This window comes from Phenylobacterium sp. (assembly GCF_041919955.1).
Lineage (GTDB): Bacteria > Pseudomonadota > Alphaproteobacteria > Caulobacterales > Caulobacteraceae > Phenylobacterium.
Genome location: NZ_JAYRSU010000028.1, coordinates 11,156 through 34,161 on the forward strand (window position 1 = coordinate 11,156; position 23,006 = coordinate 34,161).

The following is a 23,006-nucleotide window of genomic DNA, read 5'->3' on the forward strand; positions in this document are numbered from 1 at the left end:
CATTGTGAGAAATCGGCGTCGCCGCCGTATTCCGAGAAATACAGCAATAGTCGTGCCAAATTCCGGGGGCAATTAAACTCAACCCGAGGGGGAAAGAGTTTACATTCGCTCAAGGCGCGAAAAGCTTAAGAGAATCAATCGCAACAACCATGTAGCGGGCGTCCGCGCCGTAGCCTGCGACCTTCGCTTTCAGGGCCTCAGGGACCACTGACGGCGACGCGTAGCCGAACTTCTCCCAGAAGCGCCAGGCCCCCTGCACGGCGACCAGATCGCCGCGAACCAGACCGGCGTCGCGCGCCGCGCCGGCCGCGGCGGCGACCAGCGCCCTGCCCAGCCCCAGGCCTCGCGCCTGCGGCCCGATCGCCAGGTCGTGGATGAACCAGTTGTCGGTCGGCGGCGGCGGCGGCAGCACGATCCCGATCGCCGGAGGGCTGCCGGCCGGCCAGGGATGGCTGAGGATATAGGCCAGCAGGGTCTCGCCCTCGAAGGCGCCCCAGCAGAACGGCGCGGCCACCGCCACCCGGCTGGCCAGGATGTCCTGCGGCTCATGATAGAGCTCGGTATAGGCCAGCGCCTGCAGGTCGGCGGCGGCGGCCATGTCCGCCATTCGCAGCGCTCGCAGTTCCGGCGCGCTCACGAACCGCTCCGCGTCAGCGTCATCAGCCCGATGTCCTGGTTGAATTCGATCATGCGGGTATAGACCACGCTCCCGCCCCTCGGGTCGACCGCCACGCCCGAGAACCAGGCCGCCTGCGGCGCCTGGGCGAAGACCTCGGCCGGTCCGCCATGGATCGACGCCGACATCACCTGCGGCGTTCCGCGGCGCGGGACCTCCAGCCAGTATTGCCGCTCGCCCAGCACCGTCCAGGCGTGGGGCGCTTCGGCGGGATAGGGGGCGACCTGTGTCACGCTCCCGTCCGGCGCCAGGCGCCAGATCCCCGGCGCGCCGTCCTTGATGGCCAGAACGCCGGCCGCCGTCGCCTTCGCCGCCTTCCAGCCCGGCCCGCTCAGCGCCTGCAACCGCTCGGGCTGCTGCACGTCGATCCGCCAGATGCGGTTCTCGCCGTCGCGGCGCGAGACGAACACCACGTGCCGCCCGTCCGCTTCCCACGACGGCGACTCGATGGTGAACGCGCCGGCCAGCAGCGCCCGGGGGCGCCCGCCGCTGGCGGCGATCTCGTAGAGCGCCCAGCGCCCCTTGGTCGCCGCCACGAAGACCAGCCGCCGCCCGTCCGGCGACCAGCGCACGTCGTCCATGTGGCTGACCGCGAAGAAGGTGATCTTCTGGGCCGCCTCGCCCGGCTGCTGGAGCCAGACCGAACGTCCGCCGCGGGTGTCGGCCACATAGGCCAGCGCCCCGTCGCGCGAATAGTCCCCGGCCCACTGCACGCCGGCCGAGTCGGTCAGGGCCTGGCCCTCGCCCCCGCCAGGCGCGATCCGCGTGAGATTGGCCCGCAGGTCGGCCAGTTCCATGGCCAGCAGCCCGCCCGGTGCGCTCGACATCCGCCGCACCTCGCGCAGGCCCGGCCCCAGGCGGGTCGAGGTCCCGCCCTCGGCCGGGATCGACCACAGCGCGAAGTCGCCGCTGCGGTTGGAGGAATAGAACAGCGTGCGGCCGGTCTCCGACCAGGCCAGGCCCGCCACCTCCACCCCGTCGCGCGTGACCTGCCGCGGCGGCCCGCCGTCCAGGTCCTGGATGAAGATGTCCGAGACCCCGATGTTGAGCCAGCGGGTGAAGGCCAGCTGCTTGCCGTCGGGCGACACCGCCAGTTCCATGTCGCCGCGACTGATCGCGGGCGGGGCGGTCAGCGCCCTCACCGGCCCGCCGTCCGCGGCCACCACCTTGATGATCCGCGGCTCGCGGCGGCCCGCCCGCTCGCTGAAGAACAGCTTCGTCCCGTCCGGTGACCAGATCAGCCGCGCGGCCTCCTCGCCCTGGCATCGCGCCAGGCTGCGCACCGGCCCGGCCGGCAGGGTCTTGACCAGGATCTCGCAGGGCGCGCCGGCCCGCACCCGCACGAAGGCGACGCGGTCGCCGCCCGGCGACCAGGCCGGAGCGGTGTCGTCCTCCGGCCCTTCGGACAGCGCCGCGATCGATCCGTCGCGGATATTGCGGACCATCACGTCTCGGCTGTCCCCCTCGGTCCCCAGGGCGTAGGCGATCTGCCGCCCGGACGCCGACAGGGCGGGCAGGGTCTCGGTCCGCCGGCTGTCGATCAGGCTCTCATAGCTGGCCACTCGCCAGGCCTCGGGCTGGTCGGCCAGCCGCCACCACAGCGCCAGGCCCGCGACCACCACCACGGCCATGAGCAGCATCAGCAGCGGCGCATGGCCGATCCGTCGCTCGGCCGGCGCCTGTCCGTCTTCCGCCTTCGGCTCGGCGGCGGGCTGGGCCGGAACCAGCCGGTAGCCGACCCGCGGCACCGTCTCGATCGCGAACGAGGCGCCGCCGTCGCTCTCGGCCAGCTTGCGCAGCCGCCCGATGCAGCGGTGCAGGGAATCGTCCGTCACCGAGACGTCGCCCCAGCATTCGCGCAGCAGCTCGTCGCGCGACACTACCGCCCCCATGCGCCGCGCCAGCGCCGCCAGCACCTGCATGACCCGCGGCTCGAGGATGTCGATCACGTCGCCCCGCCGCACCTCGCGATAGGCCGGCCGCACCCGGAAGGCGCCGAGCTGAAAGTCGTGCTCGTTAGCCAGGTCCAGGCGCCGCTGGGGCGCGAGTTCTGCGGGTTTCAGGTTCCCGTCGTCAGCCATCATCGGGCTCCCATCGGGCAAAAATCCGATCTGGCTCCAAGCCGCGGCGCGGCCGCGGGGCCAGCCTCCTCTCCTGCGGCGACCGCGCCGCCTTGGGAGACCGCCTGATGTATCCGCGCATGCCCCGCTCGCCCGACGACGTCGAACAGTCGCTGCTCAGCGCCATCGCCGATCCGGTGCGCCACAAGATCATCGTGCAGCTGGCCATGCGCCCGCTCAGCGTGAACAAGCTGGCGAGCCGCTTCCCGGTGGTCCGCGCGGCGATCTCGCGCCATCTGAGGGTCCTTCTCGATGCGGGCCTCGTCACCTGCCGGCGCGTCGGCTCGCTGAACATCTACTCCGTGCGCCCCGAGGGCCTGGAGCGCCTGCGCATCTATCTCGGCCAGATCTCCCGCGAGGCGGCGATGTCGTCCGAGCATCCGAGGGGATGGCTGGATGTCGCCTGAACTCCCCTCGCACGCCTGCGTCCGGCGCAAGCCGCCCTAGTTCGAAACATATCTCATGTTGCAAATGTAACAAGATCGTCCCGCCAACGCCTCGCCAGAATTCGCCGCCGCCTAGTCTTGGCGTCGAACGGACCTTTGCGCGCTTTGCGCCGGGATGAACTGCGCTCTCAAAAGTAAAACGCAAATCGACAGGCCGACGCCGTCGCGCTCGACACTGTCATGTCATTGGGGGATGAAATGATCCGTCGCCATGTACGCGGGCGTCTGCTCGCCACGTCTGTGCTTACCGGCCTTGTCGGCCTCGCCACCACCGCCCAGGCCCAGCAGGCCGGGGAAGTCCAGGAGGTCGTGGTCACCGGCTCGCGCATCGTGCGCCAGGACTATGTCGCCAACAGCCCGGTCACCACCGTCGCCGGCGAGAAGCTGGTCGACAACGCCGACATCACGCTCGACACCTATCTGAACACCCTGCCGCAGGTCGCCCCCTCGGGCACCACCACCTCGAACAACCCCGGCAACGGCGGCCAGTCCAACATCGACCTGCGGGGCATGGGCTCCAACCGCAACGTCGTGCTGGTCGACGGCCGCCGCCCGATGGTCTCGGCCAACACCCTGACCGTCGACCTCAACACCATCCCCGCGGCCCTGATCGAGAGCGTCGAGGTGATCACCGGCGGCGCCGGGGCGGCCTACGGCGCCGACGCCATCGCCGGGGCGGTGAACATCAAGCTGAAGCGCAACTTCGAGGGGCTGGACCTGCGCGCCAACTACTCGAACTCGACCGAGCACTGGGACGCCAAGGAGTGGTCGGTCTCGGGCGTGCTGGGCGGCAACTTCGCCGAAGGCCGCGGCAACGGCGTGCTGGCCTTCGACCGCGCGGTGCGCCAGCAGCTGATCAAGAGTCAGCGGGCCTTCGCCTCGGTCGCCACAGCCACCACCTCGTTCCTGCCGGAAGGCACGGTGTTCTGGGCCGGCGCCAACGCCCCCACCCAGGCCTCGATCGACACCGTCTTCGCCGGCTACGGCGTAGCCCCCGGCAAGGTCGCCATCGGCTCCGGCACGCTGGGCTTCAACACCGACGGCACGCTGTTCTACCGGGGCATCTTCAACAGCCCCTTCAACGTCCAGAACTTCCGCTATCCCGTGGACCTGGCCGTGAACACCACCCTGTTCCCCGACGTCTACAGCTACAATTTCGACGCGGTGAACATCCTGTCCATGCCGCTCGACCGCACCTCGTTCACCGGCAAGATCAACTACGAGCTGGAGAACGGGATCGAGATCTTCGCCCAGGTCGGCTGGACCCGCTACCAGTCGACCAGCGCGCTCGCCCCCTCGCCGGTCTCGACCATCACCGGCCGTCCGCCGGGCGAGAACGACGTCAACGAGTACAGCTCCGCCCTCATCTCGCGCGGCGCCTCGGTGGCCTCGCAGCTGGTGGTGCCCGTCACCAACCCGTTCCTCCCCGCCGACCTGCGCGCGATCCTGAACTCGCGGACGGGCGACGACCCGGCCCTGGTCGGATCGGGCGCGACCGAGCCCTTCCGCATGCGCTCGCGCATCCTGGTCACCGGCCTGCGCCAATCCGACTTCGAGAACAGCGTCGTCCAGTACCTGGGCGGCGCCCGCGGCCCGATCGGCGACACCAGCTGGCGGTGGGAAGCCTATGTCTCGGAGGGGATCACCACCATCACCCAGACGCAGTCGGGCAATATCGACACCCAGAAGCTGCAGGAGATGCTGGAGAATCCGAACGGGGGCCGCGGCATGTGCGCCGGCGGCTACAACCCCTTCGGCCGCAACCCGATCTCGGCGGCCTGCGCGGCACTGCTGGAGCTGCAGACCACCATCCGCACCCGGATGGTCCAGGACATCGGCCAGGCCTATATCACGGGCGAAGCCTTCCAGCTCCCGGCCGGCCCGCTGTCGGTGGTGCTGGGCGCCGAATACCGCGGCTTCGAGTTCGACTTCGACCCGGGCGCGGCCGGCGGCGCAGTATCGGGCTTCAACGCCCAGGATCCGGCCAGCGGCACCAACAGCTTCAAGGACATCTTCGCCGACTCCCTGCTGCCGCTGCTCAAGGAAGCGCCGCTGGCCAAGTCCCTGGAGCTCAACCTGGGCTACCGTCGCTCGACCAGCGAGTTCGCCGACAAGCTGACCGGGATCGAAGGCGACGAGGTCTCCTCCAACGCCTACAAGGTCGAGCTGAACTGGCAGCCGGTGGACTTCCTGCGCCTGCGCGCCTCGTACCAGCGCTCGGTCCGCGCGCCCAACTTCGGCGAGCTGTTCGCCGGCACCGGCTCGGCGCCCCAGTACTTCGACCCCTGCTCGGTGACCTCCAACGCCCGCGCCGTCGCCGGCGCCAAGCTGGCGAACCTCTGCATCGCCACCAACCTCGCGGCCTCGGCGATCAACACCTACGTCCAGACCCCGGGCACCCAGGTCAGCATCGACATCAACGGCAACCCCAACCTCAAGCCGGAGACGGGCAGCACCATCACCCTGGGCGCCACCGCCTCCTCGCCCTGGGACAATCAGTGGCTCTCGCGCCTGCGCGGCTCGTTCGACTGGTATTCGATCGAGGTGAAGGAGGCGATCCTGGGCATGGGCGTCAACCAGGTGATCGCCTCCTGCTACAACTACTATGGGACCAACCCGAACTACTCTGTCACCCATCCGGCCTGCCAGACCATCTCGCGCGCCGGCGGCGACATCCTGGGCCTGGTCAATCCGGCCGCCGCGGACGAGGCCTTCACCGGCCGCAACGACGGCCACATCAAGACCACCGGCTTCGACATCCAGGTCGACTGGGGCTTCGACCTCGAATGGCTGGGCGCGCCGGCCGAGTGGGGCAGCGTGACCACAAATCTCCTGGTCAACCACATCTCGACCTTCGAGCAGTACAATGGCGAGGTCGGCGCCCCGACCCTCGATTTCGCCGGGACCGTGACCTATTTCGGTGAGGCGCTCGGCACCAACTTCGGGGTCTCCAACCCGAAGTGGAAGGTCAACTGGAACACCGCCTGGCGGGTCGGTCCGGTGACCCTCAACGCCCGCGCCCGGTTCATCGACGCCATGAAGAACCGCGCCTCGGTGCAGTTCCCGGGCGAGACCTCGTTCGTGGGCGTGCCCAAGGTCTGGTACTGGGACTTCGCCGGCGCCTGGGACATCACCGACAACGTCACCCTGCGCGTGGGCGTCAACAACGCCTTCGACAAGCAGCCGCCGGTCTACCAGCCCAACGTCCAGTCCGGCACCGAGCCCTCGCTCTACGACGTGATCGGACGGCGGGTCTTCACCCAGCTGAACCTGCGGTTCTAGGCCGACCCGCAGGGCTCCGGCCCGTCCGGAGCCCTGTCACGGGGAGGGGCGACGCTTTTTGGCCCCCGCCGCCCCTCCCCACCCCTCGCCCCAGGGATCGGTTGCTCGGCCGGCCGCGGCCGGCGCGCGAAGCGGCGCGCCTCACCGAAGTCGGCGTCGGTCGTGGCCGGCGATGGAAGGTGAAATCGGGCGGCCTGTCGCGCCGCAGTCTAGGGCGGCGCGACCTCGCCTGGCGGCCCCTCCCGTCGCGGGACGGGCCGCCTTCGTCTCAAATCAGGGTCAGGCGCGAGCCAGGACCAGGGCCCGGCGTCCACGGCGCACCGCAAAGCCGGCGCCGAAGAACCCGATCAGCATCATCGCCCAGGTCCCCGGCTCGGGCACGCCCGCCGAGGGGATACCATAGGGCTGCTGGTTCGTCAGACCGGTGTTGCCGATGTTGACGTAGCCGTTGACGTAGCTCTTCCCCAGGATCGGGTTCTTCTGGCCGTCCAGCGCGTAGACGCTGAGCGAGCCGCCCTGGATGTTGAGCTGGTACCAGGCGCCGCTCCACAGGAAGTCCGAGACGTAGAAGAAGCCGTTGAACTTGCCGTTGTTGTACTGGATGGCGGCCGAACCCGGATTGGCGTCCGCAAGGGTGAAGGTCTTCGAGCCGAAGTTCAGCGTGAAGGCGTCGCCCGCCGGAATGGCGCCGATGTCCGGGAAGTCGGAATAGAAGACGTTGACGAAACCCGAGCCCGCGGCCGGAACCAGGTCGTTGTCGAAGACGAGGTTCCCCGAGAAGCTGGCCCCGGGATAGATGTCGACGCCGAGGAACGGCGCCGAGACGTTGGCGCCGCCGCCGAACGCGCCAGCCGAGAAATTGGCCGAGGTATAGGTGTCGGCCTGGGCGGCCGCCGGCAGAACCAGTGCGGCCGCCAGCGCGACCGGTGCGAGAATCCTGAACATGTTTGACCCCTGAGGTGCTCCGGTCCGAGCCGACCGGCGCTCGGGCAAAGCCTTAACCCTCAGGTAACCATGGTCAAGAAACTCCACTCGACGAACGCAATTATTCTTGCTCAGAGCGAGCGCTTGTAGAGCGCCAGAAGCTCGGCCCACGCCTTCTCCGCCAGGGCTTCGTCGTAGACTTGGCCGCCTTTCACGGTCCACCCGTGGCCGGCCGCATAGACCTCCACCTTGGCCGGGCGCTTGGCCTCGGCGAAGGCGGCCTTCAGCTGGTCCTTCACCGCCGGTTCTTTCTTGTCGTCGTTGTCGGCGATCAGGACCAGGTACTCGGCGTGGGTCTTGGCCAGGGTCAGGTGCGGGCTGTTGGCAGCTTCGGTATAGAGCCCGCCGCCGTGGAAGCTGGCCACCGCCCCGACCCGGCCCGGAACCGCGCCTGCGGTGTAGAAGGCCAGCGGCCCGCCCATGCAGTAGCCCTGGGTTCCGACCTTCTTCTTGCGGTCGGTCTGCGGCAGGCCGTCGAGATAGGTGATGAAGGCGGCCGCGTCGCGCGCGGTTCCGTCCGCGGTCACCGCGGGGCGCAACAGGGCCAGCTTGGCGCGGTCGTCGGGATTGGCGAAGTTGAAGCCGCCCTCGACGACCGGCGCGCGCTTGACCCGGTAATAAGGATTGGGGACCAGCACCACATAGCCGGACGCAGCCAGCCGCCGGCCCATCTCGCGGAACACCGGGCGCAGGCCGACGACATCGGTCCAGATCACCACCGCCGGCCATGATCCTTTGCCTTCCGGATGATAGAGCGCCGCATCGGCCACGCCGTCCGCCGTCTTCACCTCGACGTCCTTCTCGACGACCGAGGTCGCCGCGCCGGCGGCGGTGGCGGCCAGCCCCGCGACGGCCGCCCCCATCAGTCCGAACGTGCGGCGCGAAAGGCTCGTGTCCTCGATCAGTCCCTGGTGGATGTCGTCGTCGCACATGGCCGCATCTCCCTGCTCGCCCGCTCACGCTGGAGCGCATGAAGGCCAGGATTTGTTGCGGCCATGTTTCGACGCAAGGCCTAGGCGGCCAGGCCCAGCCGCTCGAGTTCGGCCATGTCGCCAGCCGAAAGGGTCGCGCGCGCGGCCAGCTCGATGACCGCGCCATAGGCTTCCGGCGGCGCCCCGGCCTTCATGCCGCCCAGCAGGCCCGCCCGCTCCGCCGCGCTCATCGCCGGCAGCATCAGGCGCATGAAGGCGATGTTCTCCTCGGGCGTCAGGGTCGAGATGATCGACATCTCCAGTCCCGCCAGTTCCTCGTCCGTGAAGTGCGCGCAGAGCAGCGGCCAGGTCGCCGTCTCCTCCTGGCGCATGTGTTCCAGGTCCTCGGCGACGAAGGCGCTGAAGGCGAGGTAAAGCGCCCGTCCCAGCGCGGGCCGCTCCTGCGGCCCGGCGGCCTGCACGGCCTCGATCGCGGCGGCCAGGGCCGCGACCGTGTCGCGGTGATGCTGGTGCTGGGCCTCCAACGCGGCGCAGGCGCCGGCCGCCCGCGCTTCCAGCGCCGGATGGATGACGCTCTCCTCGTGCGCGATGTGCAGCCGCGCATGGGCCAGGTGCGCGGCAAGGTCGGCCAGCAGCTCGGCCTCGGGTCCGTCGAACCCGGCGCGGCCGAGACGGACCATCAGGTCCATGTGGCCCAGGCGCAGGCCCTTGTGGACCGGGCCGTAGATGTCCCAGCGGCGCGTGGCCGCGGCGGTCAGGAAAGTGGTCATGGGAAGCGTCTCCAAATCGATTGGCCGGCCTCCTAAACCCGCCGAACGGCGTTCTCATCCTAAATGGTTCCTAAGCCGCGCCGACTTTCCTAACCGCACGCCGCACGCCTAAGCTTCGCCTTCGTGACGGACGGAGGCGGCGTGCTCGACCAGACCCTCGCGGCCTTCCTGCAGGGGCCGGTGATGATGATCCTCGGAACGCGCGACGCGCGCGGCCTGCCGGCCGTCGCCCGCGTGGTCGGGGCCCGCGTGTCGGCGGACCTGGCCCTGGTCGACCTGTTCGTGCCGACGCTCCAGTGGAACTCGGCGGTCGAGGCGCTCGGGCCCGGCGATCCCGTCGCTCTCACCTTCTGCCAGCCCGCCGACTACCGCGCCTATCAGCTCAAGGGCCCGGTGCGCAGTCTGGCGCTGGCGGGAGAAGCCGACCTCGCCGCATCCCAGACCTATGCCGCGATGATGCGCCGCGTGCTGGTCGAGCTGGGCGTGCAGCCGGCCCAGACGCCCTTCTGGCTGACGTCGGAGGCCCTGGTGCGCATAACCTTCGCCCCCGACGCGGCCTTCACCCAGACCCCCGGCCCCTCGGCCGGGTCGGCGACCGGGAGCGCGGCGTGAGCGAACCGCTGGCCATCCCGCTCGGCGACCTGGCCGACTGCTTCGAGGGCGTCATTCCCTCGGTCGTCGCGACGCTCGACGCGACCGGCCTGCCGAACGTCACCTATCTTTCCCAGGTCTATCTGGTCGATGCGGCGCACGTCGCGCTTTCCAACCAGTTCTTTTCCAAGACCGCAGCCAATGTCCGCGCCACCGGGCGCGCCGCCGTGGTGGTGTCCAGCGGCCGGACGGGCGAGCAGTACGCCCTCGACCTCGCCTTCGACCGCTCGCTCGACCACGGCGAGGTGTTCGAGCGGATGTCCGCCCACCTGCGGGTCATCGCCACCCTGCACGGTCTGGGCGAGGTCATGGCCCTGCGCAGCGCCGAAATCTACCGTGTGCTCGCCGTGCGCCGGATCCCCGATCCGCCCGGGACCGCACCGCCTCCGCCCCGGCCGGGCGTCGATCCGCGCCTGTCGCTGGCCGCAGGCATCGCCGCCGACCTCGCCGCCGAAACCGATTCCGAGGCGATGATCGAGCGCGTGCTCGGCGGCCTCACCGGCGAGTTCGGCTTCGAGGCCGCCATGCTGCTGACCCTGGATGAAGCTGCGGGCCGCCTGGCGGCCGTGGCCAGCCGCGGCTATCGCGAGGGCGGCGCCGGGGCCGAGGTGGCCCTCGGCGATGGGCCCATCGGCATCGCCGGCGAAACCCGCCGCATCGTGCGCCTGTCGGACATGAGCCGCGGCCGCCGGATGGCCGCCGCCGTGACCGGCGAGCCGCTGGCCACCGTCATTCCCCTGCCGGGCCTGGCCGACCCCTACAGCCAGATCGCCGTCCCCCTGATCGGGCGTGGAAGGCTGATGGGCGTGCTGTTCGCCGAATCCGCCCGCCGCTTCCGCTTCGACGCCGCCGACGAGGCCGCCCTCGGCCTGCTCGCCGGCCAGCTCGCCGCCGGCCTGCGCCTGGCCGAGATCGACGCGGCCGAAACCGCCGCCGCCCCAGCCCTGCCCGCGGCCCGCCCGGGCGGCGGCCGGGCCTTCCAGGTAAAGTACTTCGCCCACGACGACAGCCTGTTCATCGACGGCGACTATCTGATCAAGGGCGTCGCCGGCCGGCTGCTGGCGCACTTCCTGGCCGCCCACGTCCGCGACGGCCGGCGCGACTTCACCAACCGCGAGATCCGCCTGGAGCCGTCCCTGCGCCTGCCCGGCCTGAAGGACAATCTGGAGACCCGGCTGATCCTGCTGCGCCGCCGGCTGGAAGAGAAGGCCGCCCCCGTCCGCCTCGCCCGCCCCGGCCGCGGCCAGATCCGGCTCGAACTCGACGGCGCCCCGGTCCTTGAGATCGTGGACGCGTGACAAGCCGCGCGCCCGCGGCCAGTCTGCCTGACATGACCCTAGCCCCGCTTCCCGCCCAACCCGCCGGCGTCGCCTGGCCCACCCAGGAGTGGCCGACCGGCGACCTGCCGGCCGCCCTCGACCGCCGCCGCTTCGAGGCCCTGCTGAACACCGCCTTCGAGACCGACGCGGTCGGCGAGACCCACGCCCTGGTCGTCGTGCAGGGCGGGCGGCTGGTGTTCGAGCGCTACGACGCGGCCCACGGTCCCGACGACACCTACCCCTCCTGGTCCAAGGCCAAGAGCATCACCCAGGCCCTGGTCGGCCTGCTCGTGGGCGACGGCAAGCTCGACATCCACGCCCCCGCCGACGTCCCGGAATGGAAGACGCCCGGCGACCCGCGCGCGGCCATCACCCTCGACCAGCTGCTGCGCATGTCCAGCGGCCTGAAGTTCGTCGAGGACTACGTGCCCGGCCACGTCTCGGACGTGATCGAGATGCTGTTCCAGAGCGGCAAGGGCGACGTCGCCCGCTACGCCGCCAGCCAACCGCTGGAGCACGCGCCCGGCGCCTACTGGTCCTACGCCAGCGGGACCAGCAACATCGTCGCCCGCGCCGCCGGCCAGGCGGCCGGCGACCTCAAGGCCTACATGTTCGCGCGCCTGTTCGGCCCGCTCGGCATGACGAGCCCGATCCCCAAGTTCGACGCCGCCGGAACCTTCATCGGCTCGTCCTTCTGCTACGCCAGCGCACGCGACTTCGCCCGCTTCGGCCTGCTCTATCTGCGCGGCGGCGTCTGGGAAGGCCGCCAACTGCTGCCGCCCGGCTGGGTCGACTACGCTCGCACTCCCACCTTCCAGCAGCCCGGCGTGACCGAGGGTCCCTACGGCGCCCACTGGTGGCTGGGCGTCGCGGGCGAGGGCTCCTTTTCGGCCAACGGCTATGACGGCCAGTTCACCGTCGCGGTCCCCGACCTCGACATGGTCGTGGTCCGCCACGGCGCCACGCCGCTGGACAAGAAGGACGCCCTGAAGGTCTGGATGGGCGAGTTCGTGGACGCCTTCCGGTGATCTGGACGGCGCTCGCCGTCCTTGGACTCTGCGCCGCGGCGCTGGCGGGATTCCTGTTCGTCCGTACACGGCTGAACGACGGCGACGTGCCCGTCGCCGCGAGCCTGTTCCCGCCCGGCGCGCCGTTGCGGGCCATGGCGATCTGGGCCCATCCGGACGACGAGATCACCAGCGCCGGAACCTTCGCGGCCATGACCGCCGCCGGCGCCGACCTGGTCCTCGTCTACCTCACCGCGGGCGAGGCGGCCCGCGACACCGGCTATTCCCGTCAGGAGCTGGCGCAGGTGCGTCGCCGCGAGGCCCAGGCCGCCGGCGCCTTGCTCGGCGCCTCGCAGGTCGAGGTGCTGGACTTCCCGGACGGCGGTCTTCCCGCGGCCGACGCCGCCGCCGCCAAGGCCGCCATCGCCGCTCTGATCGAGCGCCACGCCCCCAGCGTCATCGTCTCGTTCGACGAGGCCGTCGGCTTCTATGGCCACCCCGACCACGTCGCCGTCGGCCGCTGGGTGCGCGAGATCGTCGAGACTGGAGCGCCGTCGGTCCGCCGTCTCTGGCAGGCGACCCTGCCGCGCGCCCTGATCGCCCTGGCGCTGCGGCTCGTCCAGGCCTTCCGCGACCATTACCCGAAGGACGACGGCCTGCCCGCGCCGACCGCCGCGGTCCGCATCGCCCGCCAGGCCGGCGCCAAGCGCGCGCTGCTGGACGTTCACGCCTCGCAGGCCAAGGTCATTTCCGACGTCCAGCCCTATTACGACCGCGCCCCCGCCTGGCTCTACTACCGCCTGTTCGACCGCGAATACTTCGCCCTGGCCGTAGAGCGGTGAGCGCTTCCAATTCCTCCCCTCTGGGGGAGGTGGATCGGCGCGAAGCGACGAGACGGAGGGGGCCTGCTGAGCTCGAAGGCCCCCTCAGTCAGCTTCGCTGACAGCTCCCCCAGCGGGGGAGCAATTGAGCGCCCATCACCCCGCGTCCGGATCGCCCTTGAGCACCACGTCGCGATAGCGCAGCGCTGCGGCGGCGGGCGTCGAGGACCAGCCCTGCAGCAGCGAGCCGCGTCCCCAGGGCGGAGCGAAATATTCGACCGTCCCCATCCAGCCGTTCGCCAGCGACGTCTCCCACCAGCGTGTCATGGGATAGCGCCATCCGGACAGACCCCGGCGCAGACGTTCCTCCGCGTACATCCCGTCCAGCCAGGGCCAGTCCGAGCCGTTGTGATAGCGATAGGCGAAGGCCGACTTCGAACGGGTGTCGGCCCGGTGGCGATAGGGCGGAAAGGCGCACATCACCCCCCAGTCGCCGAACGGCTGGTCGCCGTGGCGGCTCTCCAGCCGTCGGCGTACGGCCTCCAGCACCGCCAGCGCCCGTCCTTCGGGCACGGCGTCGTGGCGCAGCAGGGTCAGGCTGTCGAGGGTCAGGTGGTCCTCCAGCACCGGCTCGACCTCCTCCAGGCCTTCCGGCGCGCGATAGTCGGCGTACCAGCCGCCGGCCTGCCACAGGGCCGGGTCGAGCGCCACGCGGGTCTCGCGCGCCAGCCTGGCCGCCGCCTCGCCCAGCGGCGGGTCAAGCCGCTCGCCGAGCCGCGCCACGGCGTCCAGCGCCCCGACCCAGAGCCCCAGGTCATAGGCCACGAAGCCGCTGCGATAGACGTTGTCGGCCCAGTCGCGGTCGTGCCGCGGCTTCACCGGCAGGCCCTGTTCGGAAAAGCCGCGATAGCGCTCGAAGATCGCGCAGATCAGCGGCCAGTGCCGCTCGGCCGGCTCGATGTCGCCGCTGACCCGCTCGTAGTCCGACACCGCCAGCACGAAGAACAGCGGCGAGTCGAAGTGGTCGCTCCACCAGTCGTTCGAGCGGGTGTGGATCCAGTCCATGCCGAACACCGTGGTGCGCAGCTCCTCCCAGGCCTTGGCCTGTTCGGGGCCCGAGACGATCACCCCGCTCGGCGCCTCGCCGTCGGGCTGCACGCCGCTGGCCAGCATCTCGATCTCCTCGTGGACGATCGCCGGCGCCACCTCCAGCAGGAGTTGCAGCGTCCAGTAGCCGTCGCGGTAATAGGTACGGGCCGGCGCCGAATAATGCAGCCCGGCGGCCAGGCCGTCGAAGCGTCCGCGCTCGTCGCGCCGCACGCTGGAGAGGGCCGCATGGGTCCCCTGCATGACCATGCTGCGCAGCACCGGATCGGCCTCCGGCAACCGGTCGCAATGGGCCACGTGGTTGCGCGCCTCGGCGACGATGGTCTCGACCGGAAAGTGCAAGGCGCGCTCGGCCTCGGCCAAATCCGCCCCGGCCGCGATCACCAGGTCCTCGCCGCGCTGCTCGATCAGCACGCTGGCCCAGGGCAGGTCGATCCGCCGCCGCCCCTTCTCGCGCGCGACCCGGGTCTTCGGATGCTCTATCCGATCCCAGGACGCGCAGCGCCGCGCCGGGGTGAAGCCGCGATAGCTCGCGCCGCGGATCACCAGCACCGGCGCCTCCTGCGCCGCATAGATCCCGCCGCCCGTCGCGGTCAGCATGTTGGGGCCGTGCACATAGGGCCCGGCCAGCGGCGTGAAGCGCAGCCGCCCCAGGTCTCCCTCGCCCCACAGCGCCAGCTCCCCGAACCCGGCCGCCGACAGTTCGCCCTGCAGCCGCGGCGCCATCACCGGCAGCAGCACCGGCACGGCGCTCTCCACCAGCCCGTCCGCCCGCGGTGTCAGGATCGGCTCGCTCATCGGACGCTCCCGGCCAAGGTTGGTTTGGAAGGAAGAACGCGGAAAGGGCGAGTTGTTTTCATTCGCCCAGTCCTCCCCCTCCGGGGGAGGTGGCCCGAAGGACCATCCTCTTGTGTCATCCCGGTTTCGCCAAAGGCGAAGACCGGGACCCATTCGCACCTGATTCCGCACCCCGTGGCGCCGCCGAGCCGCCTTCCGCCCATCCGGTGTTCATGGGTCCCGGTCTTGCTTCGCAAACCGGGATGACACCCGCCCCTACCCCCGCACCGCGCCCATCAGCGCCCGCAGGTTCGGGCCGGAGACGATCTCGATCCAGTAGCCGTCCGGGTCCTTGATGAAGGCCAGGCCCTTCATCGCCCCGTCGTTCGGGCGCTTGACGAACTCCACCCCCAGCGCCTCGAACCGCGCGCAGGCGGCTTCGACGTCGGGCACGGACAGGCCGATATGGCCAAAGCCCCGCGGCTCGGAATTGCCGCTGTGATACGTGAAGTCGGGGTCGTCCTCGGTCCCCCAGTTGTGGGTGAACTCCAGCAGGGCCGGCTGCTCGAACACCCACTGCACCCGCTCGCCTGGATCGGACGGGATGTCGCCGCCCGGATAGCCCATGAAGTAGAGCGAGAACTTGCCCGCCTCGATGTCGTAGCGGTCCAGCAGGGTCATCCCCAGTACGTCGCGATAGAACGCCACCGTCTTCTGCGGGTCCTTGATCCGCAGCATGGTCTGGTTCAGCACGAAGCCTTCAGTCTCGCTCATCGGTCAGCACTCCGTGCGCCCTGGCCGCCACGGCCAGTTCCTCGCGCATCACGCTCCTTAGCCGCTGCGGCGCGATGATTTCCACCTTGTCGCCCCAGGTGAAGAGGTGCCAGGCCAGCTCGCGCATCCCGCCGGCCGTGAACCGCACGATCACCGAGCCGTCCGCCTGCGGCTCGAGCGACTGGGTCGGGTGGAAGCGCCAGCCCATCGCCTCCTCGGCCCCATGCCGGAAGATGCGCAGCACCACCTCCTCGACCGCGTCCTGGTAGATGCCGAAGCTGCGGTTGACGAAGGCCTGGAGCGAGAACTCGGGCGGCCGGGTCCCCGGCGTCTGCGCGACCTCGATGTCGCGTATGCGGTCCAGCCGCCAGGTGCGCGGCTCCGGCGAATCCCCCTCCCCGCCGACCAGATAGTTCGAGCGGCCGAACAGCAGTCCGAAGGGCGTGATCTCGCGCACCCTTCCTGGCGAGGAGCCGCCCTCGTAGCGCAGCTTCAGACGCCGCAGCGAGACGATCGCCTCGCGCACCGCCCCCAGCACCGCCTCGTCCTCGAACGGCCGCGGGCCGGCGTGGATGGCCATGGTCTCGGCCTCCAGCAGCGCCTCCAGGTCCGGCGCCAGCTTGCGCCGCGCCCCGGCCCGGATCGCCGACAGCACCTTCTGCTCCAGCGACAGCAGCGCATTGGCCCGCGCCCGCGCGCCCGCCGCCTTGAACTGCTCGGCGCCGGCGCGCAGGGCGGCGAACTCGTCGGCGCTGGGCGCCTGGAAGATGCCGTCCAAACCTGCCGGTATGCGGAAACGCTTGGTCGGCGGGTCGTCCAGCTCCTCCATCTGAGGGAAGGCCTCGCGCACCGCATCGCGCATCCGCTCGACGGTCCGCCGCCCCACGGACAGCCGCTCGGCCATCTCGTCCAGCGTCAGGCCTTCGGCCGAGGCCGCCAGCATCCGCGCCAGCTCCAGCAGCCGCGCCGCCTTTTCATGCCGCATGAGAACACATCACGAACTTTCCTACGTCCGATTATGACGCACCGGCACCTTATCCATGATCCTGCCGACAGGAAAGGAGCCCCCGATGCCCGCCGCCGCCAAGATCACCCCGTTCCGCCGCAGCTACGCCGACCCGGTGTTTCTGTTCGACGCCCGTCGCCCGATGGTCCCCGCCAGCGCGGCCATGATCGACCAGGTCATCACCCACGCCGACATCGCCGTGCGCCAGTCGGGCGGCCGCCTGAAGCTGCGCATCTCGGCCGAAGAAATCGCCAAGCTCCAGTTCGAAGGCAAGCTCGCCGACGACGCCCATCGCCTGGCCGACCTCACTGTGATCTGGGACGAGGCCGAGGGCCAGGTCCTGACCGTCCGCGACGACGCCCGCCTGCGCGACGCCGCCGCCCGCTGGGCCGATTGGGACGCCCTCTTCGACGAGGAGAGCTTTCGCCCCCTGAACGCCGCGGCGGCCTGAGGCCTTCTCCCTCCCCACGAGGCGGAGGGAGAAGCCGCCCCAATCCACTCTTGCGAGTCATTCGCAATATCAATACGCTCGGCGGACCCTCAGGAGCCCGCCATGTCCCATCCCGACGACGCCCACGTCCGACTCAGCGACCTGAGCCAGGGCGAGCACATGCTGCTCTGGGCGTTCCGGGCGAACGCCTTCGGGGCCGGCGACTGCGGCCTGGTCCGTCGCCAGTTCGAGGAGACCTGCGGTCCGCTGGGGCTGGAGGCGCTGACCGCGCTCTCCGTCTTCGTGCGCGAGCTGGGCCTGGCCGGCCGGCGGCGCATCACGCTCGCCGCGCCCGGCTCCTACCGCCTGACCCGCGACGAGCAGTCGGTGCTGGCCCTGTTCGCCGCCGCCCAGGACGAGGACTATGTGCGGCTGGAGGCGCATCTGACCTGGCTGCTGGCCGACGCCCCGCGCGCGCCCTTCCCCGCCGCGGCCTGCCTGGTCGGCCAGGCGCTGGGCGTCAACGGCTTGGTGCTGCGCGCGCCGCAGACGGCCGCCCGCCACGTCGCCGCCCAGCCCGCCGACAACGTCGTCGCCTTCCGCCGCCGGGCGAGCTGATGGCGCGCGTCGATCATCTGGTCTGGGCCGCGCCTGACCTCGAGCGCGCAGTCGAGGAGCTGGCCGCGCTCACCGGCGCGACCGCGCGCGCGGGCGGCGTCCATCCCGGCGCCGGAACGCGCAACGCCATCCTCGGCCTGGGCGCGCGGACCTATCTGGAGGTGCTGGCCCCCGATCCCGCCCAGGCCCCGCTGGCGGCCCCTGCCGGCCTTTCGGCCTTGAAGGCCCCGCGCCTGCACGCCTTCGCCGTCGCCGCCGAGCGCCTGGACCGGGTGGCCGCCAGGCTGGAGAAGGCCGGCCTGCCCCATCCGGGCGTCATCCCGATGTCGCGCCGCCTGCCGAACGGGCGGCTGGTGCGCTGGCGGATGCTGATCCCGGCCGGCCATCCCTACGGCTCGCTGGCGCCGTTCTTCATCGACTGGGGCGACAGCCCGCACCCGGCCGACGAGGCTGGAGGGGACTGCCGCCTCGCGGCCCTGCGCATCACCCACCCCCAGGCCTGGAGCCTGCGCCTGTTGCTCGAGCGGCTAGAGATCGAGGTGCCCGTCGATGACGGCCCGCCGGGCCTGCATGCGCGCCTGGCCACGCCCCGCGGCGAGGTCGCGATCGGCGCCGGGTAAGCCTCTGCAATCAGGGCGATACGCCCGCACGGTCTGGTGTCTACAACCGTCCGCCCGCCGGTGGGAGAACATGGGTCTTCCGCAACCCGCCCCAGAAGGAGGGCGACATGCAAGAGGTGGATCAAGCCCGGCTGGACGCGTTCATGGGCAAGATGGTGGGCGACATGGGGGCGGCGATCTCCGCCTCGCTCGTCGTGCTCGGCGACCGGCTCGGGCTCTACAAGGCGCTCGCCGAGATCGGCCCGGCGACCCCGCTGAAACTGGCCAGCCACACCGGAACCGCCGAGCGCTACGTGCGCGAATGGCTCGCCGCCCAGGCGGCCTCCGGCTACATCGAGTACGACGCCGACAAGGAGGCGTTCTACATGACGCCGGAACAGGCGATGGTCTTCGCCGACGAGGGCGGCCCGGCCTTCATGGCCGGCGGGTTCGAGGTGCTGGCCGCCATGTTCCGCGACGAACCCAAGGTCGCGGCGGTTTTCAAGTCCGGCAAGGGCCTGGGCTGGCACGAGCACGACGCCTGCCTGTTCCGCGGCACCGAGCGGTTCTTCCGACCCGGCTACAACGCCCACCTCACCACCGAGTGGATCCCCGCCCTGGACGGGGTCGAGGATCGCTTGAAGTCCGGCGCCCGCGTCGCCGACGTCGGCTGCGGCCACGGCGCCTCGACCGTGCTGATGGCCAAGACCTATCCGAAGTCGAAGTTCTACGGCTTCGACTACCACCCCGCCTCGATCGAGCGGGCGAAGGCGGCGGCGCGCGAGGCCGGGGTCGAGGACCGCATCGAGTTCCAGGTCGCCTCGGCCAAGGACTTCAACGGCGGCGCCTACGACATGATCGCCATCTTCGACGCCCTGCACGACATGGGCGATCCGGTCGGCGCGGCTCGCAACATCCGCAAGAACCTCGCCCCCGACGGTCACTGGCTGCTGGTCGAGCCGTTCGCCAACGACGACCTCTCGGCCAACCTCAACCCGATCGGGCGGCTGTTCTATTCGGCCTCGACCATGATCTGCACGCCCGCCTCGCTCAGCCAGGAGGTGGGGCTCGGCCTCGGCGCCCAGGCCGGCGAAGCGCGCCTGAAGCAGGTCGCCGAGGAAGCCGGCTTCACCCACTTCCGCCGCGCGAGCGAAACCCCCTTCAACCTGGTCTTCGACGTCCAGGCCTAGGTGAGGCGGAGCGCCGCGTCGAGCCGGCGCATCAGCTCCCCGACCCGCCCGCCGCCGGCCGGCGCGGGCGGGTAGCGCCTCAGCACCTGCACGACCCGCGGCGGCGCCAGGTCCCGCATCCGCGCGACCTGCGCTTCGCCCGCCGCCGCGTCGTTCCTCGTCGCGAGCTCGACGGCCCGCGCGGCGTGGGCGCCCGCGCCAAGGATGTGCTTGACCTGCGTCGCCTTGGCCAGCGGATGCAGGAACCCAGCCCCCGCCGCCGCCAAGGCCGCGCGCGCCGCCTGGCTCGCCGCTCCGTCCCCCGCTTCGCGCGCCGCCGCCTGCGCGGCCCAGGCCGCACCGCGCAGCGCCTTACTCCGCGCCGCGCCGCCCGCGAAGGCCAGTGCGGCCTCGACCGCCGCCCGCGGCCTCACGTCCCCCAGCCGCGCGGTCTCGAAGATCGCCAGCACGGTCCCGGCGCAGGCGGCCGCATAGCCGGCCACGGCGCGCAGGTCGTCGGGGCTGAGATCGACCGTGTCTTCAGGCATGGCGACATCTTCGGAGACACGCCGCGCCGATGTCGAGACCAAGCCTCCCATTGCGCAGAAACACGCTCGGGTTAAGCTGGGCCATGGCGTCGTTCCTCAGAGTTGTGCTGGCGGGAACCGTGGCGACCGCAGTCGTTCCGTGGCTGCTTGTCGTTGTCCTCGCGCTCGACGGCTGGCGAAGTGAACTATCCGTACCGATGGCGATGATGCTCATCGCTGTCGCGGCTTTCCTCCTCGCCGTCGCCGGTGTCGCCCTGCTCGGCTTGCCGCTCGCAATCGGGCTTCGCCGTCTGCGCCTGGAAAGCGGCCCGTCCTACTACGTCGGCGGCGCGCTCGCCGGATACCTCCTCGTGTGGGGTGTCGTGTCACTCCTTGGCGACGTCGCCGCCGCGACCGTCTTGGCCATCCCGGGCGCACTCGGCGGCGGCGCCGCCGCGCACGTCTGGTGGACAGCGCGCCGCGGCCGCCCCGACGTCTACGTCCGCCCGTTCGAGACGCTGCGGCCGCCACGCCGCCCCATCGCGCAAGCAACATCGGCGCGATACGGGGCGGCGCAGACCTGGCCGCCTCGGTCGGCGCCGTCGGGCGATATCGGCGTCAGTCCCTTGGCGCTGGTCATGAGCCTCGTCGTTCTCGGCTTCACCGTCGTCGTCGCCTCCGCCAGCACCGGCCGGTTCGACTGGCCGCCGCCGCAGCAGTACTTCCCCGACCGCCTTCGGACGCTGGCGGCGATTCCCTGCGATGGCGCCGAGAGCGGGCGGATCGACCATTTCGCCCCCCTCTCGGACCTCGAAATCGACTGGTACTCGACCCAGTTGCGGGCGGCCCACGAACCCTCGCTTTATCTGGCGGCCCAACGGCCCAGATCTGATGACGCGCAGTCTCTCCGCTTCACCTGGCTTCGCAGCTTTGATGCGCCTGTCGTCATTCGGGTCGACCGGCTTGCAGACGGCGAGATGCGGCTGACGGCCAAACGGCTGTCCGGCTACGGTGGGTACGACCCAGGCCGCATAGAGGCCGTCGTAGAGCGCGCGCTCAACCCGGTCGAAGCGACTCTGCTAGAACAGACGCTGTCGGCGGGCCGCGTCGTCGAACTGCCCCCCCGAGACTGCCGCGGCGGGACCGACGGCGCGAACTGGATATTCGAGGCGAACCGCGGCGGCGACTACAGCTACCTCATGCGCTACATGCCCCAAGAAGGCCCGGTCCGCGAAACCGGGCTTCTCCTGATGAGCTTCACCGGCTGGCGCTTCGACCGGATCTACTGACGCCACCCCTTCCGCCCCCGCCGCCTCGGGTCTATCTGAAATCTCAAAGGAGAGGCCCATGACCGACCTGCCGGACGTCGTCCGCACCGACACGCGCTTCGAGATCCGGGTCGGTGACGATATCGCCTTCGCCGAGTATCGCCTGAAGGACGACAGCGTGATCTTCCCGCACACCGTGGTGCCCGAGGCCTTCGCCGGCCAGGGCGTGGGCAAGCGGCTGGTCGAGGCGGGCCTGGCCTTCGCGCGCGAACAGAAGCTGTGGGTGCGCCCGCACTGCCCGTTCTTCCACGCCTACATCTCCAAGCGCCCGGAACTGCACGAGATGGTGCACCCCGACGAGCGCCCCGGTCTGGCGACGCCATGAGCCCCCCGACGGAGAAGGTCGTCCGCACGCCGCGCCGCTTCGAGATCGCCCTGCCTGGCGGAGCCGTGGCCTTCGCCGACTATCACCTGGACGGCGAGGCCATCGTCTTTCCGCACACGGTCACGCCGCCGGCCTTCCGCGGCCAGGGCCTGGCTGCGCGGATCGCAGAGGCGGCCCTGGCCTACGCCCGCGAGCAGGGGCTGAAAGTGCGGCCCCATTGCAGCTTCTTCCGCGACTACATCGCCGCGCGCCCGGCGCTGCACGACCTCGTCCACCCGGACGAGCGGGCCAGCCTGAGCGCCTAGTCCGCGTCGGCGGCCATAGAGACCACCACCTTGCCCTTGGCCCGCCCGGCTTCGAGATAGGCGAAGGCCTCGGCGATGGCGCTGAAGGGATAGGCGCGATCGAGGATCACGCGGAGGCGCCCCTGCTCGATCCATTCGGCGAGGGTCGCCAGGTCTCCGCCGCTGGGGCGCATGAACATGTAGCGGTAGTCGAGGCCCGCGGCCTGGGCCTTGCGCCGCACGCCGAGGCTGGCGAGCCAGAATAGGACCGCCAGGCCCCGGCGTCCGCCCAGGTCCAGCATCGCCGTCCGCGGCTCGGGGACCGCCGCCACCGACACCACCCGGCCGCCGCGCTTCACGATGCCGAACATCTTCTCCAGGGTTTCGCCCCCCACTAGGTCGAGGGCCACGTCGAACTCGCGCCCGAGCCCGGAGAGGTCGTCGGCGGTATAGTCGATCACCACGTCGGCCCCCAGGCTGCGGACCAGATCCTCGCCGCGCTTGGACGCCGTGGTCGTGACGTGCGCCCCCAGCAGCTTGGCGATCTGGATCGCGAAGGTGCCGACCCCGCCCGCTCCGCCCGAGACGAAGACCTTGCGGCCCGGCCCGACCTTCAGCTCGTCGCGCAGCGCCTGCAGGGCCGTGAGCGCGGCCAGCGGCGTGCCGGCCGCGGCCTCGAAATCGAGATTGGCCGGCATCGGGGCGGCGTTGTCCTCGCCGATCAGCGCCTGTTCGGCGAAGGCGCCCGGCCGGTGCTTCTCGACCCGGGCGTAGACCCGGTCGCCCACCGCAAATCGCGTGACCATGGGGCCGACGGCCGCCACTTCGCCCGCGAACTCGCAACCGAGCGCGGTCGGCAGCTCCAGCCGGTAGAGGGGTCGCAGCTTGCCTTTTCGGAACCCGACGTCCACCGGATTGAGGCCCGCCGCCCCCACGTCGACCAGCAACTCGTGCGGTCCCGGCGTCGGCGGCGGAATGTCGGTCAGGGCCGCACATTCGGCGCCGCCATAGCGTTGGAGAACATAGGCTCGCATGGGGCGGCTCCTCACTCGAC

The 23,006-nt window shown here is 70.7% G+C and carries 23 protein-coding genes; 13 read left to right on the top strand and 10 right to left on the bottom strand.

Annotated elements, in window-relative coordinates; translation table 11 throughout:
* Positions 1-109: 109 nt before the first annotated feature.
* Together ACE3T2_RS18695 and ACE3T2_RS18700 are read right to left on the bottom strand one after the other, a co-directional pair.
* Complete coding sequence (locus ACE3T2_RS18695; RefSeq protein ID WP_374660129.1) at positions 110-637, bottom strand: GNAT family N-acetyltransferase; 528 nt, start codon at positions 635-637, stop codon at positions 110-112.
* Positions 634-2,757, bottom strand: a complete 2,124-nt coding sequence (locus tag ACE3T2_RS18700; RefSeq protein WP_374660131.1) for a winged helix-turn-helix domain-containing protein — start codon at positions 2,755-2,757, stop codon at positions 634-636. Before ACE3T2_RS18700 ends, ACE3T2_RS18695 begins: the two co-directional genes overlap by 4 nt.
* Positions 2,758-2,864: 107 nt before the next feature.
* Between ACE3T2_RS18700 and ACE3T2_RS18705 the strand changes: the two genes are divergently transcribed.
* Together ACE3T2_RS18705 and ACE3T2_RS18710 are read left to right on the top strand one after the other, a co-directional pair.
* On the top strand, positions 2,865-3,203 hold the full coding sequence (locus ACE3T2_RS18705; protein ID WP_374660133.1) for an ArsR/SmtB family transcription factor: 339 nt from the start codon (positions 2,865-2,867) through the stop codon (positions 3,201-3,203).
* 237 nt (positions 3,204-3,440) lie between these two features.
* On the top strand, positions 3,441-6,524 hold the full coding sequence (locus ACE3T2_RS18710) for a TonB-dependent receptor domain-containing protein (protein WP_374660135.1): 3,084 nt from the start codon (positions 3,441-3,443) through the stop codon (positions 6,522-6,524).
* Between the two features lie 279 nt (positions 6,525-6,803).
* Here the strand turns inward: ACE3T2_RS18710 and ACE3T2_RS18715 are convergent, their stop codons facing one another.
* From ACE3T2_RS18715 to ACE3T2_RS18725, 3 genes are all read right to left on the bottom strand, one after another.
* The gene (locus tag ACE3T2_RS18715) at positions 6,804-7,469 is read right to left on the bottom strand and encodes a PEP-CTERM sorting domain-containing protein (protein WP_374660136.1); all 666 of its coding nucleotides are present in this window, start codon (positions 7,467-7,469) and stop codon (positions 6,804-6,806) included.
* 110 nt (positions 7,470-7,579) lie between these two features.
* Entirely contained in the window at positions 7,580-8,440 is an 861-nt protein-coding gene (locus tag ACE3T2_RS18720) for a dienelactone hydrolase family protein (RefSeq protein WP_374660138.1), read from the bottom strand.
* Between the two features lie 80 nt (positions 8,441-8,520).
* Positions 8,521-9,210 carry a hemerythrin domain-containing protein gene (locus ACE3T2_RS18725; protein ID WP_374660140.1) on the bottom strand — a complete coding sequence of 230 codons (690 nt, stop codon included), beginning with the start codon at positions 9,208-9,210 and terminating at the stop codon, positions 8,521-8,523.
* Positions 9,211-9,351: 141 nt separating this feature from the next.
* Between ACE3T2_RS18725 and ACE3T2_RS18730 the strand changes: the two genes are divergently transcribed.
* From ACE3T2_RS18730 to ACE3T2_RS18745, 4 genes are read left to right on the top strand one after another with little or no spacing between them, the layout of a single operon-like run.
* Positions 9,352-9,822, top strand: a complete 471-nt coding sequence (locus tag ACE3T2_RS18730) for a pyridoxamine 5'-phosphate oxidase family protein (RefSeq protein ID WP_374660141.1) — start codon at positions 9,352-9,354, stop codon at positions 9,820-9,822.
* Positions 9,819-11,159, top strand: a complete 1,341-nt coding sequence (locus ACE3T2_RS18735) for a GAF domain-containing protein (RefSeq protein ID WP_374660142.1) — start codon at positions 9,819-9,821, stop codon at positions 11,157-11,159. Before ACE3T2_RS18730 ends, ACE3T2_RS18735 begins: the two co-directional genes overlap by 4 nt.
* Before the next feature lie 32 nt (positions 11,160-11,191).
* The gene (locus ACE3T2_RS18740) at positions 11,192-12,208 is read left to right on the top strand and encodes a serine hydrolase domain-containing protein (protein WP_374660144.1); all 1,017 of its coding nucleotides are present in this window, start codon (positions 11,192-11,194) and stop codon (positions 12,206-12,208) included.
* Positions 12,205-13,029, top strand: coding sequence for a PIG-L deacetylase family protein (locus tag ACE3T2_RS18745; RefSeq protein ID WP_374660145.1), 825 nt, complete (start codon positions 12,205-12,207; stop codon positions 13,027-13,029). The genes ACE3T2_RS18740 and ACE3T2_RS18745 overlap by 4 nt, the downstream gene beginning before the upstream one ends.
* Positions 13,030-13,164: 135 nt before the next feature.
* Here the strand turns inward: ACE3T2_RS18745 and ACE3T2_RS18750 are convergent, their stop codons facing one another.
* The 3 genes from ACE3T2_RS18750 to ACE3T2_RS18760 all read right to left on the bottom strand — a co-directional run bounded on the left by ACE3T2_RS18750 (position 13,165) and on the right by ACE3T2_RS18760 (position 16,651).
* On the bottom strand, positions 13,165-14,913 hold the full coding sequence (locus tag ACE3T2_RS18750) for a hypothetical protein (protein ID WP_374660147.1): 1,749 nt from the start codon (positions 14,911-14,913) through the stop codon (positions 13,165-13,167).
* 255 nt (positions 14,914-15,168) lie between these two features.
* Positions 15,169-15,666 carry a lactoylglutathione lyase gene (gloA, locus tag ACE3T2_RS18755; protein WP_374660149.1) on the bottom strand — a complete coding sequence of 166 codons (498 nt, stop codon included), beginning with the start codon at positions 15,664-15,666 and terminating at the stop codon, positions 15,169-15,171.
* The gene (locus tag ACE3T2_RS18760; protein ID WP_374660151.1) at positions 15,653-16,651 is read right to left on the bottom strand and encodes a helix-turn-helix transcriptional regulator; all 999 of its coding nucleotides are present in this window, start codon (positions 16,649-16,651) and stop codon (positions 15,653-15,655) included. Before ACE3T2_RS18760 ends, gloA begins: the two co-directional genes overlap by 14 nt.
* An 85-nt stretch (positions 16,652-16,736) precedes the next feature.
* On the opposite strand from ACE3T2_RS18760, the gene ACE3T2_RS18765 reads away from it, so the two are divergent.
* From ACE3T2_RS18765 to ACE3T2_RS18780, 4 genes are all read left to right on the top strand, one after another.
* Positions 16,737-17,123, top strand: a complete 387-nt coding sequence (locus ACE3T2_RS18765; RefSeq protein ID WP_374660153.1) for a hypothetical protein — start codon at positions 16,737-16,739, stop codon at positions 17,121-17,123.
* A 102-nt stretch (positions 17,124-17,225) separates the two neighbouring features.
* Entirely contained in the window at positions 17,226-17,720 is a 495-nt protein-coding gene (locus ACE3T2_RS18770; RefSeq protein WP_374660155.1) for a hypothetical protein, read from the top strand.
* On the top strand, positions 17,720-18,340 hold the full coding sequence (locus ACE3T2_RS18775) for a VOC family protein (RefSeq protein WP_374660157.1): 621 nt from the start codon (positions 17,720-17,722) through the stop codon (positions 18,338-18,340). Before ACE3T2_RS18770 ends, ACE3T2_RS18775 begins: the two co-directional genes overlap by 1 nt.
* A gap of 107 nt (positions 18,341-18,447) precedes the next feature.
* Positions 18,448-19,509, top strand: a complete 1,062-nt coding sequence (locus ACE3T2_RS18780) for a class I SAM-dependent methyltransferase (protein ID WP_374660159.1) — start codon at positions 18,448-18,450, stop codon at positions 19,507-19,509.
* On the opposite strand, the gene ACE3T2_RS18785 is transcribed toward ACE3T2_RS18780, so the two are convergent.
* Positions 19,506-20,036 carry a putative immunity protein gene (locus ACE3T2_RS18785; protein ID WP_374660161.1) on the bottom strand — a complete coding sequence of 177 codons (531 nt, stop codon included), beginning with the start codon at positions 20,034-20,036 and terminating at the stop codon, positions 19,506-19,508. The two genes, ACE3T2_RS18780 and ACE3T2_RS18785, sit on opposite strands and share 4 nt — an antisense overlap.
* Before the next feature lie 83 nt (positions 20,037-20,119).
* Here ACE3T2_RS18785 and ACE3T2_RS18790 point away from each other — a divergent pair, with 83 nt between their 5' ends.
* Genes ACE3T2_RS18790 through ACE3T2_RS18800 form a run of 3 tightly spaced genes read left to right on the top strand, consistent with a single transcriptional unit; the run spans position 20,120 to position 21,973 of the window.
* Positions 20,120-21,304 (top strand): hypothetical protein, encoded by a 1,185-nt coding sequence (locus ACE3T2_RS18790; RefSeq protein WP_374660163.1) that lies wholly within the window; start codon positions 20,120-20,122, stop codon positions 21,302-21,304.
* A gap of 58 nt (positions 21,305-21,362) precedes the next feature.
* A complete protein-coding gene (locus tag ACE3T2_RS18795; RefSeq protein ID WP_374660165.1) occupies positions 21,363-21,668 on the top strand; it encodes a GNAT family N-acetyltransferase in 306 nt (101 codons plus the stop codon).
* Entirely contained in the window at positions 21,665-21,973 is a 309-nt protein-coding gene (locus tag ACE3T2_RS18800) for a GNAT family N-acetyltransferase (RefSeq protein WP_374660167.1), read from the top strand. The genes ACE3T2_RS18795 and ACE3T2_RS18800 overlap by 4 nt, the downstream gene beginning before the upstream one ends.
* Here the strand turns inward: ACE3T2_RS18800 and ACE3T2_RS18805 are convergent.
* Entirely contained in the window at positions 21,970-22,986 is a 1,017-nt protein-coding gene (locus ACE3T2_RS18805; protein ID WP_374660169.1) for an NADP-dependent oxidoreductase, read from the bottom strand. The genes ACE3T2_RS18800 and ACE3T2_RS18805 overlap by 4 nt on opposite strands.
* Positions 22,987-23,006 lie beyond the last annotated feature (20 nt).

Coding starts and splice junctions, on each gene's coding strand:
- ACE3T2_RS18795 (WP_374660165.1), top strand. CDS start 21,363: ATGACCGACCTGCCGGACGTCGTCCGCACCGACACGCGCTTCGAGATC.
- ACE3T2_RS18800 (WP_374660167.1), top strand. CDS start 21,665: ATGAGCCCCCCGACGGAGAAGGTCGTCCGCACGCCGCGCCGCTTCGAG.
- ACE3T2_RS18790 (WP_374660163.1), top strand. CDS start 20,120: ATGGCGTCGTTCCTCAGAGTTGTGCTGGCGGGAACCGTGGCGACCGCA.
- ACE3T2_RS18710 (WP_374660135.1), top strand. CDS start 3,441: ATGATCCGTCGCCATGTACGCGGGCGTCTGCTCGCCACGTCTGTGCTT.
- ACE3T2_RS18720 (WP_374660138.1), bottom strand. CDS start 8,440: ATGTGCGACGACGACATCCACCAGGGACTGATCGAGGACACGAGCCTT.
- ACE3T2_RS18700 (WP_374660131.1), bottom strand. CDS start 2,757: ATGGCTGACGACGGGAACCTGAAACCCGCAGAACTCGCGCCCCAGCGG.
- ACE3T2_RS18765 (WP_374660153.1), top strand. CDS start 16,737: ATGCCCGCCGCCGCCAAGATCACCCCGTTCCGCCGCAGCTACGCCGAC.
- ACE3T2_RS18750 (WP_374660147.1), bottom strand. CDS start 14,913: ATGAGCGAGCCGATCCTGACACCGCGGGCGGACGGGCTGGTGGAGAGC.
- ACE3T2_RS18740 (WP_374660144.1), top strand. CDS start 11,192: ATGACCCTAGCCCCGCTTCCCGCCCAACCCGCCGGCGTCGCCTGGCCC.
- ACE3T2_RS18705 (WP_374660133.1), top strand. CDS start 2,865: ATGTATCCGCGCATGCCCCGCTCGCCCGACGACGTCGAACAGTCGCTG.
- ACE3T2_RS18785 (WP_374660161.1), bottom strand. CDS start 20,036: ATGCCTGAAGACACGGTCGATCTCAGCCCCGACGACCTGCGCGCCGTG.
- ACE3T2_RS18780 (WP_374660159.1), top strand. CDS start 18,448: ATGCAAGAGGTGGATCAAGCCCGGCTGGACGCGTTCATGGGCAAGATG.
- gloA (WP_374660149.1), bottom strand. CDS start 15,666: ATGAGCGAGACTGAAGGCTTCGTGCTGAACCAGACCATGCTGCGGATC.
- ACE3T2_RS18760 (WP_374660151.1), bottom strand. CDS start 16,651: ATGCGGCATGAAAAGGCGGCGCGGCTGCTGGAGCTGGCGCGGATGCTG.
- ACE3T2_RS18805 (WP_374660169.1), bottom strand. CDS start 22,986: ATGCGAGCCTATGTTCTCCAACGCTATGGCGGCGCCGAATGTGCGGCC.
- ACE3T2_RS18715 (WP_374660136.1), bottom strand. CDS start 7,469: ATGTTCAGGATTCTCGCACCGGTCGCGCTGGCGGCCGCACTGGTTCTG.
- ACE3T2_RS18775 (WP_374660157.1), top strand. CDS start 17,720: ATGGCGCGCGTCGATCATCTGGTCTGGGCCGCGCCTGACCTCGAGCGC.
- ACE3T2_RS18770 (WP_374660155.1), top strand. CDS start 17,226: ATGTCCCATCCCGACGACGCCCACGTCCGACTCAGCGACCTGAGCCAG.
- ACE3T2_RS18725 (WP_374660140.1), bottom strand. CDS start 9,210: ATGACCACTTTCCTGACCGCCGCGGCCACGCGCCGCTGGGACATCTAC.